This is a genomic window from Marinobacterium ramblicola (genome assembly GCF_019084545.1).
GTDB lineage: Bacteria > Pseudomonadota > Gammaproteobacteria > Pseudomonadales > Balneatricaceae > Marinobacterium_D > Marinobacterium_D ramblicola.
Genome location: NZ_JAHREP010000002.1, coordinates 78427 through 93167, shown reverse-complemented (window position 1 = coordinate 93167; position 14741 = coordinate 78427). Strand labels below are relative to the sequence as shown.

The window sequence follows — 14741 nt, the reverse complement described above, 5'->3', positions numbered from 1 at the left end:
TATCAGAACGTCAACAACACTGTGCCGGTGTGGTGAAATTGGTATACACAGGGGATTCAAAATCCCCCGCCTTAACGGGCGTGTCGGTTCGAGTCCGACCACCGGCACCACGTATACTTAAGAATCAATAACTTAAGTGCTATTTCAAGTTTCACCCTACGATCTACCCAACATACAGAAAGCAGTTCAAGCCGTGTGCACAACGGTTGGATGCTCAGCCCAATTCACGCCCCCTCAGTGGACATTGCCGCGCCGGTGGCCTGCTCATTGATAGCAAAAATCTATCACAAGATTTCAGGTGCGCCGTTTATTGCATGGATGCGGATGTTGCTGATTAAGAATGGAAGTTTTGAAGCGCTTGCGGTGAATAGCGTTTGAATCTCGGTTTTAAGCAAGAATCGTGCTGATTGAATTTCTCTATCTACCGCCGTATAGAGCCGCTGAGGCGTTTTCGTTCTCAGGTGCCCAACAGGTCGGCCACAGTCGAAACGCCGCCCAGAGCGATGCTACAGCCGGTACAAAGGCGGTGTTCGGGCTTGCAGGCGAGTAGGGCCATCTGGCATTGCTGGCATACGGTCGAATCGTCGGCCTTCTTCGGCCGCGCCCTGAGCTTCGCTTCAGCACGTGCGTTGCGCTCTCGTTGCCACTTGTCGCGGCAGTCGTGCGGCCTGGTCATGGCATCCTCACGGCAAAGCGGCAATCATCGCCGGTCTCGCTGTGCGATTCGTACACCCGCACCTCGGGCAGATCGCCACGTTCGGCCAGTTCGTCGGTAATCAGCCGGACAGCATTGCGGATATGCCGAGGCTCGAATGCGAGTCCGTCGACTTCCAGCCCCGTTCTCTGGGTCGACTGGCCCACTCGCTCGGGGATCAAGAGCTGTGCACGCGATGTCAGCGCGCCCGTGAGGTTGGTTCCAACAGGTTCCCACGCCCTATGACCCCTGAAGCGCCAAAGGTCTACACCCTCGGATCGGCTGAGCTGGATCCTGGACCATCGGTAATCGTCGTTTGGCTCGGACAGTTCAAGGATGATTTCCGCCATTGCAGCGGGATCTGGCTTGCGCCTGGGCGGCTTTGGCTTCGGATCGGGGCCGCGTGTGCCTGACAGTTTGCCCATCACTTCCGCCCCCGTTGTATGCGCTTAACAGACTGAGCCAATCGCTGAGTGTCGGTGTCGTTTAGGTCGTACCGGTCACGGCAGATGCGAACCGCCTGCAGATGGGTCTTGCCCTGTCGGATTAGATCCGTGGCGGTGATTCGTGCGCAATACAGATGCGTGGGCAGACTGGCGTTCAAGCTCAAACCTGCTGAGCCAGCTTGATGAGCTCGTTGTATTCATCGTTGACTACCACAAGCCCGTTCACGGCCCTTGCGGGAATCGCCATCATCGACAGCGCTTTAAGCACTTCCGGCCCGCTATAGCCCACCACGGGCACCAGATCGTCGATCATATCGACAACCGGCCTCCACTCAGTCGTTCCGCGACGTGCGGCGTACACGACGTATCTATTCGATGCACCTCGTGGCCTGAAGAACACGAAGCCGCCGTTCGATTGCCATGATGCAAGGTTGCTCATCAACCTGCTCATCTCGTCAACGCTGATTCGCGACAATTTCACTCTCCTGGTTCGCTTCAATCTGGCTGACCAGCCGGATTAACTCGGGGGCGATTTGGCAGACTCGTTGATACGCACGGGCGCGGCTGTATCCGAGCGTCTGAAACAGATAGATCAGCTCGGACAGATCGCGTTCAGGATTAAGGTCTCTGCTCACTGTCCGGATAACCTGGCCCATCTCAGCCCCGCATATCGGCCAGCAGTCGGTCGAACGCGGCCATCGAGCTACTGGTACCGGCCTTGCTCAAACTCGATTCATATGCGGCCCGCTGAGCGCTCACACGGTCGATTTCGGTCTGAAGCGCTGCCAAGCCCTTCATGACGGCTTCCGGGTCACCAGCGGGCGCTGAGGCCCGTTTCATGATTGCAACGCGACAGGTCGGCTGAGCAGGTTTATCGACGCCGGAAATTTCGGTCAGCTCAAAATATTTGAGGATCAGTTTTTTAGCCATCGGAATCACCGTAAACCACATTCGGATTCTTACTCAGCGCGTGCTCAGTCGCTGAGTCAATATCGTCGGTCGCCTCAACCAAGATTTTATTAACGGCCATCACGTCGGAATAAAACTGCTCGCGGGTGCCGTCGTAGTTTTTCATAAAACGGATTTCTTCAATCCCATCGGCAACGGCTTTATGGAACGCCTGCCGTTTTTCGGGAACGTTGTTGATACCGGCTACAGCGGCGGCGGCATCAGCAACGATTTTCTGTTGGATCGATTCGGGCAATTGCATGGTATATCTCCAATCAAAGGTTTTTTAGTACAGACAGTTTCATATGTGATAAAGCCTCGCGCAGTATATGCGGCGCAACTCCAATTCGGGTGCCAATCCATTTGGCGGCGTCGTCATTCAAAAACTCGAAAATACGGTCGCCCTTTTTCGTGAAGTAGATGCAGTCGAGCGGTTTACCGGCTACACGGACAAATCGATATTCGGAGAATGCGGGATCGTGGAGATAATCACACAGCCCGGTGATTAGTGGACTCTGTCTAGGCATCGGTCGGTACCCGTATATCGTCGGCGTGAATGCATCCGAGTACGTCGCTGCATGTCTCGCACAGCCTGTAACCCGGAATGATTTCATGCTCGGCCAGTCGATGAATGCCTTCATGACGGGCGTCGCCCAGAGCCTGCCGTGCGAAGATCTGTCGGATGCATTGGTCACACAGCGCCTTAACAGCCGCGTTGCTGAGCTTCCGTTCACCGGCACCCAACCTATCAAGGCGGGCCTCGATCTCCCTCAGGGGCTCATATCCGGCCCTGCTGTTACGCTGCCGCATCATGTTTCGCCTCCAACTCGCCAATCTGATTTTCAATATCAGCCAGGCGACTCTGCAACTCAAAATCAACGGGTTTGCCATAGGAGAATTCGAATAAAGTTTTCATCGCCGCTAGTTTTATCTGGTCGCTCTCACCATCCAGCGCGATTCGGATCAACTCATCGGCGAGTTTCCCAATCGGCATTCTAGCCCGGAGAGTCTCAGCCAGCGATTTTCCGCGACGGGGCCGACCTTTCGGATTACCCGAAACGCCTTTCTGAAACTGTCCTGAATGTTTTACTGTCGACATACTGATCCGCCACTGTTTTACAGTAAACAGGTGAATATATGCTCAATATACTACTACTGTACATAAATACAACTGACCTGCGTTAAGGGTTTAGCCTGTTTAAACTGGTCCAGTTCGAGGGTTTATATCGATATGGCGATAGAAAAAGGGCCGATGCGAAAAGGTCACCGGCCCCTGATACGTCCCTGTCGACGTCTGACATAACCAGTATACGCGACAATCTGTTGTCGGTTTAATGCCGTTTTGGAATCACAGGATCGATTTATATATCGGTGCGGTGTGCGAGGGGTATATATCGAGGCTGTATCAGACCTGCCCGAATCCGGATCCAGCCCCGGCCCGCCTATCGGGCATATTCGATGATACACCAAGTCACGATAAATCGAGATAAATCCGGATCTGTATCTCGTTACTCAGATATAGACATCCCGTATGTTGGTCTGGTTGTTGGGATGTATCCAGCAATACGACGAAACCACCGATATGGCCGAGCCTTCGACTCCTGCATGTGGACCCATCTACAGCCTGTACATCCACTGTCCCTTACTGGTATCCACTGCATCCAATGTCCATACCCCTGGTATATATATACAGGTGCCCGCCAGAAGGGTTAATGAATCTTGAAAAAAAACCTTTATAGACCCTATATAAGGGTTTTATAAGCCCTGTATAAGGGGTAATGATTTTACTAATAGACCCTATATAAGGGTTAAATAAACCCTTTATAAGGGGTTGGCAAAATCGAAATTACTCGCTAAATCGCCTGTACGGATCCTTCCCGGTCGGGCTTAGATCCAGCTTGCCGCCACACTCGTGAATCGGCTGCCAAGTTATCGCGTACAAATGCGGGCCTATCCCTCGGCCACCGACTTTAGTCTGAACCAGCAGACCGCGCTCGATAAGCTCAGCTAATGCCCGCTCGCGACAGCTGTTTGAGGTCCAGCCCCGACTAGACATGATGCTCCGAGTACACTGAAGATCGCCATTATTCCGCCCATTAAATTGGGCTCCGATGTCCACCAGCAGTTTTATCGCAGTGCCTGACGTGGCGACAAAATCGGGGTGGTTCAGCACACAGTCGGGCAGTCCGAAAAAACCTTTGTACGCAATAGCCAGGCTTGGCTTTCCCTTGCCCGGCTTCTTTTGCCGCGTGTATGTAGCCGCCATAGGCTCACCGCTCCGCCAGCATTTCGCGAAGTTTTAGGCGGTCGCGGTCTGACAGGTGATAGACGCCGTGACGCCCGGACTTTCCGTCGCGGTCGATGTGCCCGACCCATTCACAAGGGATGTCCCAACCGCGCGCCCTGAGCTGGGCCACGACGGCGGGGGCGTTGCTGGCACCGGCTACCCGGTCCGCGTCTTCACGGTGCAGCGGCCCATTCTGGAGCGCTTGAAGCAGCCGGTGCTGTCGTGGCGTGGCTATGGTGCTATGATGGGGTCGATTGGAAGTCTCTGATAGCCCGCCTGCGGCCCCCACCGCTCGCGGGTTTGTCTTTTGGGGCTGACTCATATCTGGCCCCCCTCCAACATCGCCCGCACCTCAGATAATTTCCAGCGCGTGCAGTTGGGGCCGAGTTTATGAGGTTTTGGAATCCTGCCCTCATGTGTCCAACGCCAGACGGTCGGACGGGAAATAGAATAAATGGCGGCGAGTTGGATATCGGTAGCCCACTCGATGGGCTCTTGAATATGGATGGATTGTCTCATTTGCTGTGCCCTGATTAACGATGACACAACCCATTATTCACATAACAATCACTCGGCCAACGAAGAATAGTTTGTTTATTTTTCGCTAAATTCTTTGATTATGATTTCCAGAGTCCGAGCAGTTATACCGTACGACTTCGCGATAGATTCCTTTGCCAGTGCTAGTGCCGTCGGACTGCCCCGTCCAGATCTCGATTCCTGTCTCAGAGACTCGATCAATTTCACCGCATCTTCATCTTCTGCAGATATATCAGCATCACAATCGTTTATAACGTGCACCAGATACTCCAGCCCTTCTATTAACCTCCGGCACCCAGCGGGTGATAAGAATTCCAGATTCTTCGGGGGTTTCTCGAAACCATAATCCCCGGAAATTATGGCTGCCAGCAATGGCTTCGCGTCATAAGACACCGGATAGTCACTCTCTAATGCGTCCACAACCATCTGCTTATACACAGGAAGGCCTTTATCATATCTTGATACGATATTAAGCCAAGGGTTAGACCATAATTTTGGTAAAGCCATCAGCTGCGCCCCCCAATGGCAACTATCTTGCCGCCATCCACTTCATGATTCAGATGGCCGTTCAGAATGAAATGCTCCCAATCGCTCATCAACAAACGCCGCTTGTCCACCAGCTCACCCCGCGCATAAGCTGCCCTCGTGGCGTCACTGTTGACGTGTGCTAGGGCCAGCTCGCAGATCTCTTCGGCGTAACTGGTGTACTCCTGCGCCCATGTCCGAAATGTGGATCGGAAGCCGTGCGCGGTCACATCGTGCCCCAGCAGCTTGGGCACCTTGGACACAGCCACATCGGTAATGGGCCTACCCTTCCGAGGGCCAGCAAAGACGTACTCACTCAGCCGGGGTTGTGCTTCCACCAGTTTCACAGCCGATGCTGTCAGTGGGATTTTGTGAGCCTTGCCGCCCTTCATTCTTTCGGCTGGTATCGTCCAGATCTTGGACTCAAGGTCAATTTCAGTCCACCGGACATCACGGGCCTCACCGGGGCGGCAGGCGGTCAGAATCGTGAACTTCAGCACGCTGGCCCCCACAGTCTGAAGATCTGCAAGATCCTTCCAGAAGGCCGTCATCTGGTCCACCGGAAGCGAGTTGTAGTGTTTGACCTTCGCCACCTTCTTGGCTGCCGGGAAGCTCAATTCAAGGTTGCCTTTCCATCGCGCCGGGTTGTCACCAGATCGCAGCCCCTTGACCCCGGCCAAGTCAAGCACACGCTCAACGCTAAGACGCACCCGGCTGGCGGTTTCGTGCCGGGATATCCAAATGGGCTCAAGCATTTTGACAATGTGCGCCCGCTCGATGTCGCTTATTACCAAGTTGTCAAGGAATGGATAGGCGTAGGTCTCCAGCTGTCCGGTGAGTTTCTGCACCTGCTTCAGCGTTTTAAATTCGGCAGCCTTCTTGTCGATGTATTCGCGGGCCACTTCGGCAAAGGTCACGGCCTTGGCCTGATTGGCAGCTAGAGCGCTTCTGAGCGCCTTTCGATGCTCCAGTGGGTCGACACCTTGCCGGATTAGTTCCTTGTCCTGCTTGGCTCGTTCACGGGCCTCAGATAGCGAGACCTCGGGATAAGGACCTAAGCCAATATCGCGGCGTCTATCACCCACTTTGACGCGTAACACCCACGACCGGGGGCCGATGTCGCTGCCGTCTGCTGGCGGCTTGCAAACCAACTGAAGGCCCGCGACTCCGCCCACGGAATAGGTGCCCGGTGTTTTCGGCCCCTTGTGCCGCAACTTCCTTACTGCAGCGTCGGTTAATGGCCTGGCAACTTTTGGCATCGCCCTACCTCCTACCCAACATAAAACATGTAATTGGATAATAGGCGACGATACAGATTGAGACAAGGATATTAGACAATACCAATAACTACGCGGCTTACAGGCTACTCCATGATACAGAATGAGACCCCAGTTAGAGACAGACCACCGGCACCACTCTTCCCGAGCCTTTGGGCAGCGCCCCCTCAAACTCCACGCATACCAACCCCTTGCCGATCCGATAGTCGACGCTCGGTACCATGCCGTCTCGCCACCACGTCACGCACGGAAGGTAAAACGGGGCCGCCGTGGCCCCGCTGAAGGTTTGTTGACGGATCAGGGTCCGTACAGCTGCTCCGGCAGCCAGAGCGCGATTTGCGGGAAAGCCAGAAGCAAGCCCAAGCCTATGATCTGCAACACAATGAATGGCACCGCCGCCTTGTACAGGTCATAGATGGTGATATCGGGCGGTGCTACCGATCTCATATAGAACAGGTTGTACCCGAAAGGCGGCGTCAGGTAAGCCGATTGCATGCTGACGATGAACAGCACGGCAAACCAGATGGTGTCGAAGCCCAGCGATTCGACGATCGGTACGAACAGCGGCACGGTGATGAACACGATGGCGAAGTCGTCGAGGAACATGCCGAGCACGAAATAGCATACCAGCATCATGATGATGACCATCATCGGCGCCAGTTCCGCGTCTTCGACAATATCCTGCAGCAGGAATCCGGCATCGAGACCGATATAGACCTTACTGAAGAAGATCGCCGCGATGGTGATCCAGATCAGCATACCCATCAGCCGGGTAGTTCCGAGCAGCACGTCCTTGAGCATTTTCCAGGACAGGGTCCGGTAAATGGCTGCACAGACAATGGCACCGAAGGCTCCGATGGCTGAGGCCTCGGATGGCGCGGTTACGCCGGCAATAATGCAGTACAGCACCGTGGTGATCAGGGCGCCCGGCAGAATCAGGGCCTTGAGGGCCTTGATCTTTTCGATTCCACTGAGGCGGTGCTCCACCGGAATAGGCGGCGCCAACGACGGGTTGAGGCGACTACGAACCAGGATGTAGACGATGTAGATACCGGCCAGCATCAGGCCCGGCATCAGGCCGGCCGCGAACAGTTTACCGACCGATTCGCGGGCCAGAAAGGCGTAGAGGATCATCAGCACACTGGGCGGAATCAGGAAGCCCAACGCCCCCCCGGCCATTATCGTCCCGGTCACCAGTTTCTTGTCGTAACCGCGCTTGAGCATTGCCGGCAGGGCAATGACGCCGAGGCTTACCGTGGCTGCACCTGACACCCCCGCCATCGCCGCGATCAAGGCGCAGATGATGACGGTACCGATGCCAAGCCCACCGGGGATCTGACCCATCAGTTTGTTCATCATCTCGAACAGGTCATCTGTAATGCCAGAGCGCTCCAGCATCAGACCCATGAAGATAAACAAGGGCAGGGCAACAAGCAGGAAGTTGTCCATCGCATCGAACGAGCTGATGGTCAACAGTTCCAGGCCGCCGGTGCCCCACAGCGAGTAGGCGAATACCAGGCCGACACTGAGCAGGGAAAAGGCCAGTGGCGCCCCCAGCATCAGCATGATGAACATGGCACCGAACATGCCAATGGTTACGAGTAGCGGATCAAGTTCTGACACCTTGGGTTCCTTTGCTTACCTTGTAGTTATCTGGCGCCTGGCGCCATATTGTGGTCCCGCGATGGGCATCAGGCCTGATCGCCGACGCTGTCCTCGGGTGTCAGTCGCAGGACCACTAGAAGATCCCGAATCCAGTGCGCAATGCTCTGTAACAGAAGCAGGCCGACCCCCAGCGGTAGCATGGTCTTGAACGGATAGACGGGTGGTCCCCAAGTACTCTTCGACGACATCTCATTGTTCTGCCAGGACTCAATAGCGAACTCGCAGGCGGCGTAGAAGAAAACCGCGAACACGACCAACACAACGGAGCCGGTGATCAGATCGAGGATTGCCCGGCCGCGCCGGAACAACTTGTGGTAAATGACCTCGCTGCGAACATGCGACTGATGCCGGTGAGTATAAGCGCCGGCGAGGATACAGAAGGTGCCGTACAGCATGGTGGTACTTTCATGCGCCCAGGAGGTCGGGCTCAGGAAGAAATAGCGGGCTGAAATTTCATACAGAAGGACGCCGATCATGGCAAGGCACATCCAGGAGACGGCCTTGCCAATGAACTCGGATATCCCGTCGATTGCATCAAGCAGGCGAGATATCCCCGTCATCAGGCTCTCCCGGTCGCCTTGGCGGCTTCCTTGAGAATCTCGATCGCCTTCTTGTTACGCTCGGACTTGGCCGCTTCCTCAGCCCAGATCACCTCTGCAGCCTTGCGCAGACGGGCGGAGTCTTCCGGCGGCAGCGCGCTCATCTCGAAGTAGCCGGTGGTGGACGCGTCGATGGAACCACTGACCATCCAGGTGTGCATTTTGGTGGCGTGCTTGGCGAATGCCAGCTCGATGCTCTTGCGCTGCTGATCGGTCATCGCCTTCCATTTGTCCATGTTGACCAGGATCTGGTCGGTATAGCCCGGGCTGACCATATTCAGCGACGTGTAGTACTTGGCGGCTTCGTACAGCTTCATCGACAGGTACTCGTTGGTACCGGCATAGATAACGCCGTCGATGGTGCCGGTGCTCAGCCCGACATAGAGTTCGGAACCCGGCAGGAACACGGTCGGGATGCCGAACTGCTCAAGAATCTTCGCGACACTGGGGGTGGCGCGGATCTTCATCTGCTTGAGGTCATCCAGGCTCTTCACCGGCTGTTTGGTCAGCAGGTCGAACGGACCGCCCATGACCGGGCCAAGGTAGTGCACATTGTGCTCGGCATAGGCTTCGCGGATCAGACCGATCAGGCCCTTGGTTTCCATGATGTACATGGCTTCGTCGTAGTTGGTCCAGGCACCCGGCAGGCCTGCTTCGATAGACGCAATGTCGAGTTGGCCGGGCCAATAGCCGGCATAACCCTGGCACATGTCGATGGTGCCCTTGCCGACGGCCTGAAACATCTCCGCATCGGGCACCAGCGAGCTGCCCGTGAAGCGGCGGATACGCAGCTCCTCGTTTGACGAAACCTTCACGTCATCACTAAAAGCGTCAAAAATATCGTTGGCTTCCTTTCCCCAGTAGGTCTGCATGCGCAGATTGGTTGCAGCTTTGGCGGAAGTAGCGCTCAACGCCAGTGGAGCGGCAACCAGTCCAGCGGCTGCCGATTTGATCAGATTACGTCTATTCATCTCTGGTGATTCCATCTTTGGTTATTTTCGCGTGCCTGTGCGCACATTGTTTATCGACTGCTCGTATATGCACACACCGAATAGCGACCCAATACTGCCAGATTGCGACATTCAACGATCTTTTAAAAAAAGTAGATCGATAAGGCGAAAAAGCAATTTTTTCAAATCGCTAGGTTACCTGATCCAGCTCAATGCTTCGATCGATAAAGGCTTTCCGGACATCGGCTTTGAACCGCCGCGCCGACAGGATGCCAACTCCAGCAACAGACGAAATAAAGGTTTTACCCCCCCCCTTCGCCTCGCCTGCCTCAGCCCCAGATCCGCCCGCTGCATCTGCATCACTTTTGGGCACCATTCAGCCCTTCGGCTACCCTCCGAACGATACACAGAAAGGGGTCAATCAAGTGCGGAGGCTATAACGTCATTGACGCCAGACTGGGTCAAGGAGCCGGAAACGCGGCACTCCATGTTCAAACGCACGCGAAGTCGCGTTCCGCGGAGCGTTCGAGCATCGGCGTTGTGTAGTGCCAGCCAGTTCCTTCATCGAACGGAAAGCCGAAGACGAGTATGCGGTGCTCCAGGATCAACAGATCAGGTCGTTCTGAGCCGCTTGAGCTTCTCCGCGACCAGGTCGACATCCACCTCCAACGGGATATCGGTGTGCCTTCGCCCGTAGGGGCTGATCGGCGAAAGATTGCTCTCCTCTTCAATGCGCCTGCGTTTCTCGGCATCACTGCGACGGTCGATGATCGACTTACGCCGTTCATCCCCCTCGTATCGGGAAAACATATAGCTTTTCCACCACTCCTGGGCGAGTTTAAAGGTGGCATGATCGGGACTCAGCCGCTTGTCCGCGCTGTCAATCCAGTAGAAAACAATACGGCTGTCAACGAGGTCTTTTACCAGACGCATGGTGCCTCATTCCATTATTGTTATTGGTTAGAGACGAAATATAACAGCCGATATTAACAGGGCAAATTGATTTGACGCACAGATTAGCCTGATCGATCCGCCACCAGAGATCAAAACCGACCATCCGCAGCCTGGCCCACAGCCTGCTCAACTAACCGGTGACTCGGCCCGGCTGCGTATACGCTCAGCCACCGCACCGATATCGGACTCATCGGTACCGGGCAATACCAGGGCAAACTCCTCCCCGCCGTAACGATAGACCGTACCGGGCTTACGCACGCTACGTGACAGAAGCCACAGCCGGCGGCCAGGCAGGACATCAGCACGCGAGTAAACCACGCCCCGACTACCGGAAGTCGATCAAATGGCGATAAAGGCGTGAAAGAACGCCCAATTCGCTATACTGTACCCTTCATTGGAATTTGGGCGGCATGGGCAGCGAAGAGGGATGTTCGAATGGATCTGGCAACATAACGGTTTCATTTTGGAAGCCATACTGATGGGCGCGTTCGTCGTCTACATCGGACTTAAGATCAAATAGCAATCACCGGCTTACACCGAGCAATGAACAGAAACAATCTGCATTTACTGGCCCTGCCCCTGCTGCTGACTCCCGCACTTTCCGCTTTCGCCACCGAAGAGCTGCTGAGCGAAACCGACTTTTTCATCGATATCCCGGAAGTCACCTCCGCTACGCGTCTACCGCAAAAAATATCGGAAGCACCGGCCTCGTTGACGGTGATCGATCGCCAGATGATCGACGCCTCAGGCCTGCAGACCATTCCCGACCTGATGCGTCTGGTACCCGGTTTCCAGACCTACCTGGTCAATGCCAACACCTACGGCGCAACCTATCATGGTGCCTCCGACGACTTCCCGAACAACCTGGAGGTGATGGTCGACGGCCGTTCGGTTTATATCCCTCTGCTCTCGACTGTGGTTTGGGAATCCCTGGGCATTCACCTGGATGATATCGAGCGTATAGAGGTAGTGCGTGGTTCCAACGTGCCGACCCAGGGCTCGAACGCCTTTCTCGGCTCCATCAACATCATCACCCGGGAACCGACCACCAGCAGCGGCGTCAATCTGAGCACGCTATTCGGCAGCCAGGACACACAAAACGGACATCTGAGTTATGCCGATAGCAACGGCGTATTCAGTTACCGGATCAGTGCCAACCACGAACAGAACGACGGCAACGATCATTACAGCACGTTTTACGCCGGCGACTGGTTCGCGGCCGATGGCAGCGACGGCAAATGGCAGGATGATCTGTCCCGTGACTATCTGAACATCAGCTCCACCTGGACGCCCGATCTTACCAACAGTTTCTGGTTCCAGTTCGGTGTCGACCGGGGGCATAAAACCGCGGGCGCGCTGGATATCGACTCGCCCCATGTTGCCAAGCGTGACCACGACAGCCGCTTTCAGAGTGTTAAGTTCAACCACCTCTACTCCGACCACGGTACACTTCAGCTAAGCGCCTATCACAATGCGCTTGAACTCAGTACACCGAGAGCATCGGTAGAGGAGATACTGACCGAACTCGGCGTGCCATCAGGATCCCCGATCTGGCTGCCCTTCTTCGCCGCTCCCATTCCCGCCGACCAAGTGCCCGCCTATACCCAGGCATTGATCGATAGCAACGGCTACCACATGATCGAGCAGGAGGGCAAAACAGAAACCACGGATCTGGAGCTACAGATCACCGATAAAGTAGGACGTACAGACCTGGTCGCGGGGGTCGGATACCGCTACCTGTCGGCGGATAGCGAGATCCTGCTGCAGAGTGGCAAGGCAGATGAGGAACGGACCCGCGGCTTCGGTACCCTCAGTTTCAACCTGAACCCGCGTTGGCAACTGACCTCGGGCCTGATGCTCGAACACAGCAGCGAAGGTACTGACGCCTTCTCCTACCGCAACGCCGTAATTTTCAAGCCCAACATAGGCCAAAGCTTTCGCCTCGGCTACTCATCCAGCGAACGTCTGCCATCCTTGCTTGAACGCTATGGCGACGCCAGTGTGACCTTCCCGGCCTACGCACCCTACGTCACCAGCCCGGTACTCTATGACTATGTCAGAAGCGCCAACCCTGATCTGGAAGAGGAGAGAATCAAGAGTTGGGAGCTGGGCTATTACCAGGCCCTCACCAATCAGCAGGGCTATGTAGACCTGAGGATATTCAGGGAACAGATCAGCAATGTGGTTTTCACCTACTTCGAAAACTACCCGGCCGAGCCCGACAGCGGCAAGCGGGTACTGAGCACCCGCAACGTCGGTGTCTGGGAAAACAACGGTGCCGAGATTCAGCTCAAGTATCAGCCGCTGCCAACGCTCTGGGGCCTGCTCAGCTACAGCTATATCGATACCGCACACGAAAATTTCCGTACCGGCGAGATCGGCGTCAACAGCAAGGACTACTTCAACCACGAGGGCACGCTGACCCCCAAGCACACCGCATCGCTGCTGCTGTCCTGGTCCCCCCGTGAAGACCTTCAGTTGAGTGCCACCCACTACTATATGGATCAGGTCCGTTGGATAGAGGGCGGTCAGCGCGACGCCTATGACCGCACCGACCTGCGCCTGGCCAAGCAGTGGCACCCCGATCCCGGCAGCGAGCTGGAAACCGCGCTGATCGTGCAGAATGCCTTCGGCGCACGCTACCAGGAGTTTTACGCGCACAACGCGTTTGATCGTCGCACCTATCTGCAGCTGAAGCTGAGCTTCGACTGAACCGGATGGTCGGACAGCGATGGCAAAACGGTCAAGGGAAGAGGTCAGGCCCAATCTTGATATCGCTGCCTTGCATGGAGCGGCGCTTGACGGCGGTATTGGAACTGCTCTATTGGTAGAGCTTCGCAGCGCAGATGATCGGCACGGGTCGGCACCGGATAATGCCCATCTCAGCTCTACCGACCGTCAGCTGAAGATTTGATAAAGATGACTGGACACCGGCAAGGATAGCGCGTGTGAAACCATTACTGTCATGGATCCTGCTAGGGTTGATACTGCTGGCCCCGCTCAGTTCGAGAGCGGCGGCACCTCTCGTCCTGCTCAGCGATTCGACCGGTAGCTACAAGCTGATGTTCGATGCACTGAAACAGCATTATCAGGGCGACCTGGAGTCCTCCCTCCTGCCCCCAACCTCTCCTTTTGGCGACAGATTGATCCTGGGCGTTGGCTCCAAAGCCTGCGCCCAGGCAATGGATAGCGCAGAATCCAGCAGCCGTGTGCTGTGCATTTTCCTGCCCGCACAAACCTTCCATGAGCTGAGCGCGAACGACACCGGTCAAGCCCTGCTCAAGCAGCAACGGCTCAGCGCCCTGTTCCTTGATCAGCCGTTGGATCGGCAGATGCGATTGGCCAAACTGGTTTTACCCTCGATCAAGACCATCGGTACTGTCGTCGGCCCCGATGCCGAACAGCAGGCGTCCGAGTTCGCTCTGGCCGCGAGCGCCCAGGGACTGGAAGCGGTGATCGGACAGCTGTACAGGGACGACAACCCGGTGCAGGTACTGACACCGGTGATCGAGAAGAGCGACCTGTTTCTGCCGCTACCGGACCGCTCCGTGTTCAACCGCGCCGCTGCCAAATGGATCCTGTACATCACCCTGCGCAACCGCGTGCCGCTGATCGGCTTCTCCAGCAAGTATGCCGACGCCGGTGCCGCCGTCGCGCTGCACTCCTCCGTGGATCAGATCGCCAGGGAAACCGCCGAGCTTATACTCAGCCAGCAAGCCGGCGAGCCGCTGCCGCCGCCGGCCTATCCACGCTACTTCAGCATCACCGTCAACCACACCGCAGCACAGAGTCTCGGCCTTCAGTTACCCGCCAGCGAGGGTCTGATCGAGCGGCTTGAACGGGCGGAGGGACACTGAAT

Annotated in this window: 20 protein-coding genes and 1 tRNA gene; 4 read left to right on the top strand and 17 right to left on the bottom strand. The window is 55.9% G+C overall.

Annotation, left to right across the window (positions count from 1 at the left end; all coding sequences use genetic code 11):
- Nucleotides 1–23: 23 nt before the first annotated feature.
- Both KQ940_RS01690 and KQ940_RS01685 read left to right on the top strand, forming a co-directional pair.
- Nucleotides 24–110 (top strand) — tRNA-Leu (locus tag KQ940_RS01690).
- 100 nt (nucleotides 111–210) lie between these two features.
- Nucleotides 211–378 (top strand): hypothetical protein, encoded by a 168-nt coding sequence (locus KQ940_RS01685; RefSeq protein ID WP_217411052.1) that lies wholly within the window; start codon nucleotides 211–213, stop codon nucleotides 376–378.
- A gap of 79 nt (nucleotides 379–457) precedes the next feature.
- Here the strand turns inward: KQ940_RS01685 and KQ940_RS01680 are convergent, their stop codons facing one another.
- The 17 genes from KQ940_RS01680 to KQ940_RS01600 form a co-directional block, all read right to left on the bottom strand.
- Complete coding sequence (locus KQ940_RS01680; protein WP_217411050.1) at nucleotides 458–676, bottom strand: hypothetical protein; 219 nt, start codon at nucleotides 674–676, stop codon at nucleotides 458–460.
- A complete protein-coding gene (locus tag KQ940_RS01675; RefSeq protein WP_217411048.1) occupies nucleotides 673–876 on the bottom strand; it encodes a hypothetical protein in 204 nt (67 codons plus the stop codon). The genes KQ940_RS01680 and KQ940_RS01675 overlap by 4 nt, the downstream gene beginning before the upstream one ends.
- Before the next feature lie 424 nt (nucleotides 877–1300).
- Nucleotides 1301–1453, bottom strand: a complete 153-nt coding sequence (locus tag KQ940_RS01670) for a hypothetical protein (RefSeq protein ID WP_217411046.1) — start codon at nucleotides 1451–1453, stop codon at nucleotides 1301–1303.
- A 142-nt stretch (nucleotides 1454–1595) separates the two neighbouring features.
- The gene (locus KQ940_RS01665; protein ID WP_217411044.1) at nucleotides 1596–1796 is read right to left on the bottom strand and encodes a hypothetical protein; all 201 of its coding nucleotides are present in this window, start codon (nucleotides 1794–1796) and stop codon (nucleotides 1596–1598) included.
- 1 nt (nucleotide 1797) lies between these two features.
- Nucleotides 1798–2070, bottom strand: coding sequence for a hypothetical protein (locus KQ940_RS01660; RefSeq protein ID WP_217411042.1), 273 nt, complete (start codon nucleotides 2068–2070; stop codon nucleotides 1798–1800).
- Nucleotides 2063–2350, bottom strand: coding sequence for a hypothetical protein (locus KQ940_RS01655; protein ID WP_217411040.1), 288 nt, complete (start codon nucleotides 2348–2350; stop codon nucleotides 2063–2065). Before KQ940_RS01655 ends, KQ940_RS01660 begins: the two co-directional genes overlap by 8 nt.
- 257 nt (nucleotides 2351–2607) lie before the next feature.
- A complete protein-coding gene (locus KQ940_RS01650) occupies nucleotides 2608–2898 on the bottom strand; it encodes a hypothetical protein (protein WP_217411038.1) in 291 nt (96 codons plus the stop codon).
- Nucleotides 2885–3187 carry a DUF5681 domain-containing protein gene (locus KQ940_RS01645; RefSeq protein WP_217411036.1) on the bottom strand — a complete coding sequence of 101 codons (303 nt, stop codon included), beginning with the start codon at nucleotides 3185–3187 and terminating at the stop codon, nucleotides 2885–2887. Before KQ940_RS01645 ends, KQ940_RS01650 begins: the two co-directional genes overlap by 14 nt.
- Before the next feature lie 1171 nt (nucleotides 3188–4358).
- On the bottom strand, nucleotides 4359–4697 hold the full coding sequence (locus KQ940_RS23160; protein WP_217411034.1) for a helix-turn-helix domain-containing protein: 339 nt from the start codon (nucleotides 4695–4697) through the stop codon (nucleotides 4359–4361).
- Nucleotides 4694–4894 carry a helix-turn-helix transcriptional regulator gene (locus tag KQ940_RS23155; protein WP_217411031.1) on the bottom strand — a complete coding sequence of 67 codons (201 nt, stop codon included), beginning with the start codon at nucleotides 4892–4894 and terminating at the stop codon, nucleotides 4694–4696. The genes KQ940_RS23160 and KQ940_RS23155 overlap by 4 nt, the downstream gene beginning before the upstream one ends.
- Nucleotides 4895–4969: 75 nt before the next feature.
- A complete protein-coding gene (locus KQ940_RS01630) occupies nucleotides 4970–5419 on the bottom strand; it encodes a hypothetical protein (RefSeq protein WP_217411028.1) in 450 nt (149 codons plus the stop codon).
- Nucleotides 5419–6696 (bottom strand): tyrosine-type recombinase/integrase, encoded by a 1278-nt coding sequence (locus tag KQ940_RS01625; RefSeq protein WP_217411026.1) that lies wholly within the window; start codon nucleotides 6694–6696, stop codon nucleotides 5419–5421. Before KQ940_RS01625 ends, KQ940_RS01630 begins: the two co-directional genes overlap by 1 nt.
- Before the next feature lie 315 nt (nucleotides 6697–7011).
- Complete coding sequence (locus KQ940_RS01620) at nucleotides 7012–8337, bottom strand: TRAP transporter large permease (protein ID WP_343222598.1); 1326 nt, start codon at nucleotides 8335–8337, stop codon at nucleotides 7012–7014.
- Nucleotides 8338–8405: 68 nt separating this feature from the next.
- Nucleotides 8406–8939 carry a TRAP transporter small permease subunit gene (locus KQ940_RS01615; RefSeq protein WP_246589608.1) on the bottom strand — a complete coding sequence of 178 codons (534 nt, stop codon included), beginning with the start codon at nucleotides 8937–8939 and terminating at the stop codon, nucleotides 8406–8408.
- Complete coding sequence (gene dctP / locus KQ940_RS01610) at nucleotides 8939–9949, bottom strand: TRAP transporter substrate-binding protein DctP (protein WP_217411024.1); 1011 nt, start codon at nucleotides 9947–9949, stop codon at nucleotides 8939–8941. Before dctP ends, KQ940_RS01615 begins: the two co-directional genes overlap by 1 nt.
- 591 nt (nucleotides 9950–10540) lie before the next feature.
- Nucleotides 10541–10861, bottom strand: a complete 321-nt coding sequence (locus tag KQ940_RS01605) for a hypothetical protein (RefSeq protein WP_217411022.1) — start codon at nucleotides 10859–10861, stop codon at nucleotides 10541–10543.
- Nucleotides 10862–11008: 147 nt separating this feature from the next.
- Nucleotides 11009–11200, bottom strand: coding sequence for a diguanylate cyclase domain-containing protein (locus tag KQ940_RS01600; RefSeq protein ID WP_217411020.1), 192 nt, complete (start codon nucleotides 11198–11200; stop codon nucleotides 11009–11011).
- Nucleotides 11201–11425: 225 nt separating this feature from the next.
- Between KQ940_RS01600 and KQ940_RS01595 the strand changes: the two genes are divergently transcribed.
- Together KQ940_RS01595 and KQ940_RS22640 are read left to right on the top strand one after the other, a co-directional pair.
- Nucleotides 11426–13594 (top strand): TonB-dependent receptor plug domain-containing protein, encoded by a 2169-nt coding sequence (locus KQ940_RS01595; RefSeq protein WP_217411017.1) that lies wholly within the window; start codon nucleotides 11426–11428, stop codon nucleotides 13592–13594.
- Nucleotides 13595–13830: 236 nt separating this feature from the next.
- Complete coding sequence (locus KQ940_RS22640; protein WP_217411015.1) at nucleotides 13831–14739, top strand: ABC transporter substrate-binding protein; 909 nt, start codon at nucleotides 13831–13833, stop codon at nucleotides 14737–14739.
- Nucleotides 14740–14741: the final 2 nt, after the last annotated feature.

Bases quoted from the DNA above. Each gene is read 5' to 3' on its own strand.
- KQ940_RS01685 (WP_217411052.1), top strand. From the start codon at position 211: ATGCTCAGCCCAATTCACGCCCCCTCAGTGGACATTGCCGCGCCGGTG.
- KQ940_RS01680 (WP_217411050.1), bottom strand. From the start codon at position 676: ATGACCAGGCCGCACGACTGCCGCGACAAGTGGCAACGAGAGCGCAAC.
- KQ940_RS01670 (WP_217411046.1), bottom strand. From the start codon at position 1,453: ATGATCGACGATCTGGTGCCCGTGGTGGGCTATAGCGGGCCGGAAGTG.
- KQ940_RS01665 (WP_217411044.1), bottom strand. From the start codon at position 1,796: ATGGGCCAGGTTATCCGGACAGTGAGCAGAGACCTTAATCCTGAACGC.
- KQ940_RS01660 (WP_217411042.1), bottom strand. From the start codon at position 2,070: ATGGCTAAAAAACTGATCCTCAAATATTTTGAGCTGACCGAAATTTCC.
- KQ940_RS01655 (WP_217411040.1), bottom strand. From the start codon at position 2,350: ATGCAATTGCCCGAATCGATCCAACAGAAAATCGTTGCTGATGCCGCC.
- KQ940_RS01650 (WP_217411038.1), bottom strand. From the start codon at position 2,898: ATGCGGCAGCGTAACAGCAGGGCCGGATATGAGCCCCTGAGGGAGATC.
- KQ940_RS01645 (WP_217411036.1), bottom strand. From the start codon at position 3,187: ATGTCGACAGTAAAACATTCAGGACAGTTTCAGAAAGGCGTTTCGGGT.
- KQ940_RS23160 (WP_217411034.1), bottom strand. From the start codon at position 4,697: ATGAGTCAGCCCCAAAAGACAAACCCGCGAGCGGTGGGGGCCGCAGGC.
- KQ940_RS23155 (WP_217411031.1), bottom strand. From the start codon at position 4,894: ATGAGACAATCCATCCATATTCAAGAGCCCATCGAGTGGGCTACCGAT.
- KQ940_RS01630 (WP_217411028.1), bottom strand. From the start codon at position 5,419: ATGGCTTTACCAAAATTATGGTCTAACCCTTGGCTTAATATCGTATCA.
- KQ940_RS01625 (WP_217411026.1), bottom strand. From the start codon at position 6,696: ATGCCAAAAGTTGCCAGGCCATTAACCGACGCTGCAGTAAGGAAGTTG.
- KQ940_RS01615 (WP_246589608.1), bottom strand. From the start codon at position 8,939: ATGACGGGGATATCTCGCCTGCTTGATGCAATCGACGGGATATCCGAG.
- dctP (WP_217411024.1), bottom strand. From the start codon at position 9,949: ATGAATAGACGTAATCTGATCAAATCGGCAGCCGCTGGACTGGTTGCC.
- KQ940_RS01605 (WP_217411022.1), bottom strand. From the start codon at position 10,861: ATGCGTCTGGTAAAAGACCTCGTTGACAGCCGTATTGTTTTCTACTGG.
- KQ940_RS01595 (WP_217411017.1), top strand. From the start codon at position 11,426: ATGAACAGAAACAATCTGCATTTACTGGCCCTGCCCCTGCTGCTGACT.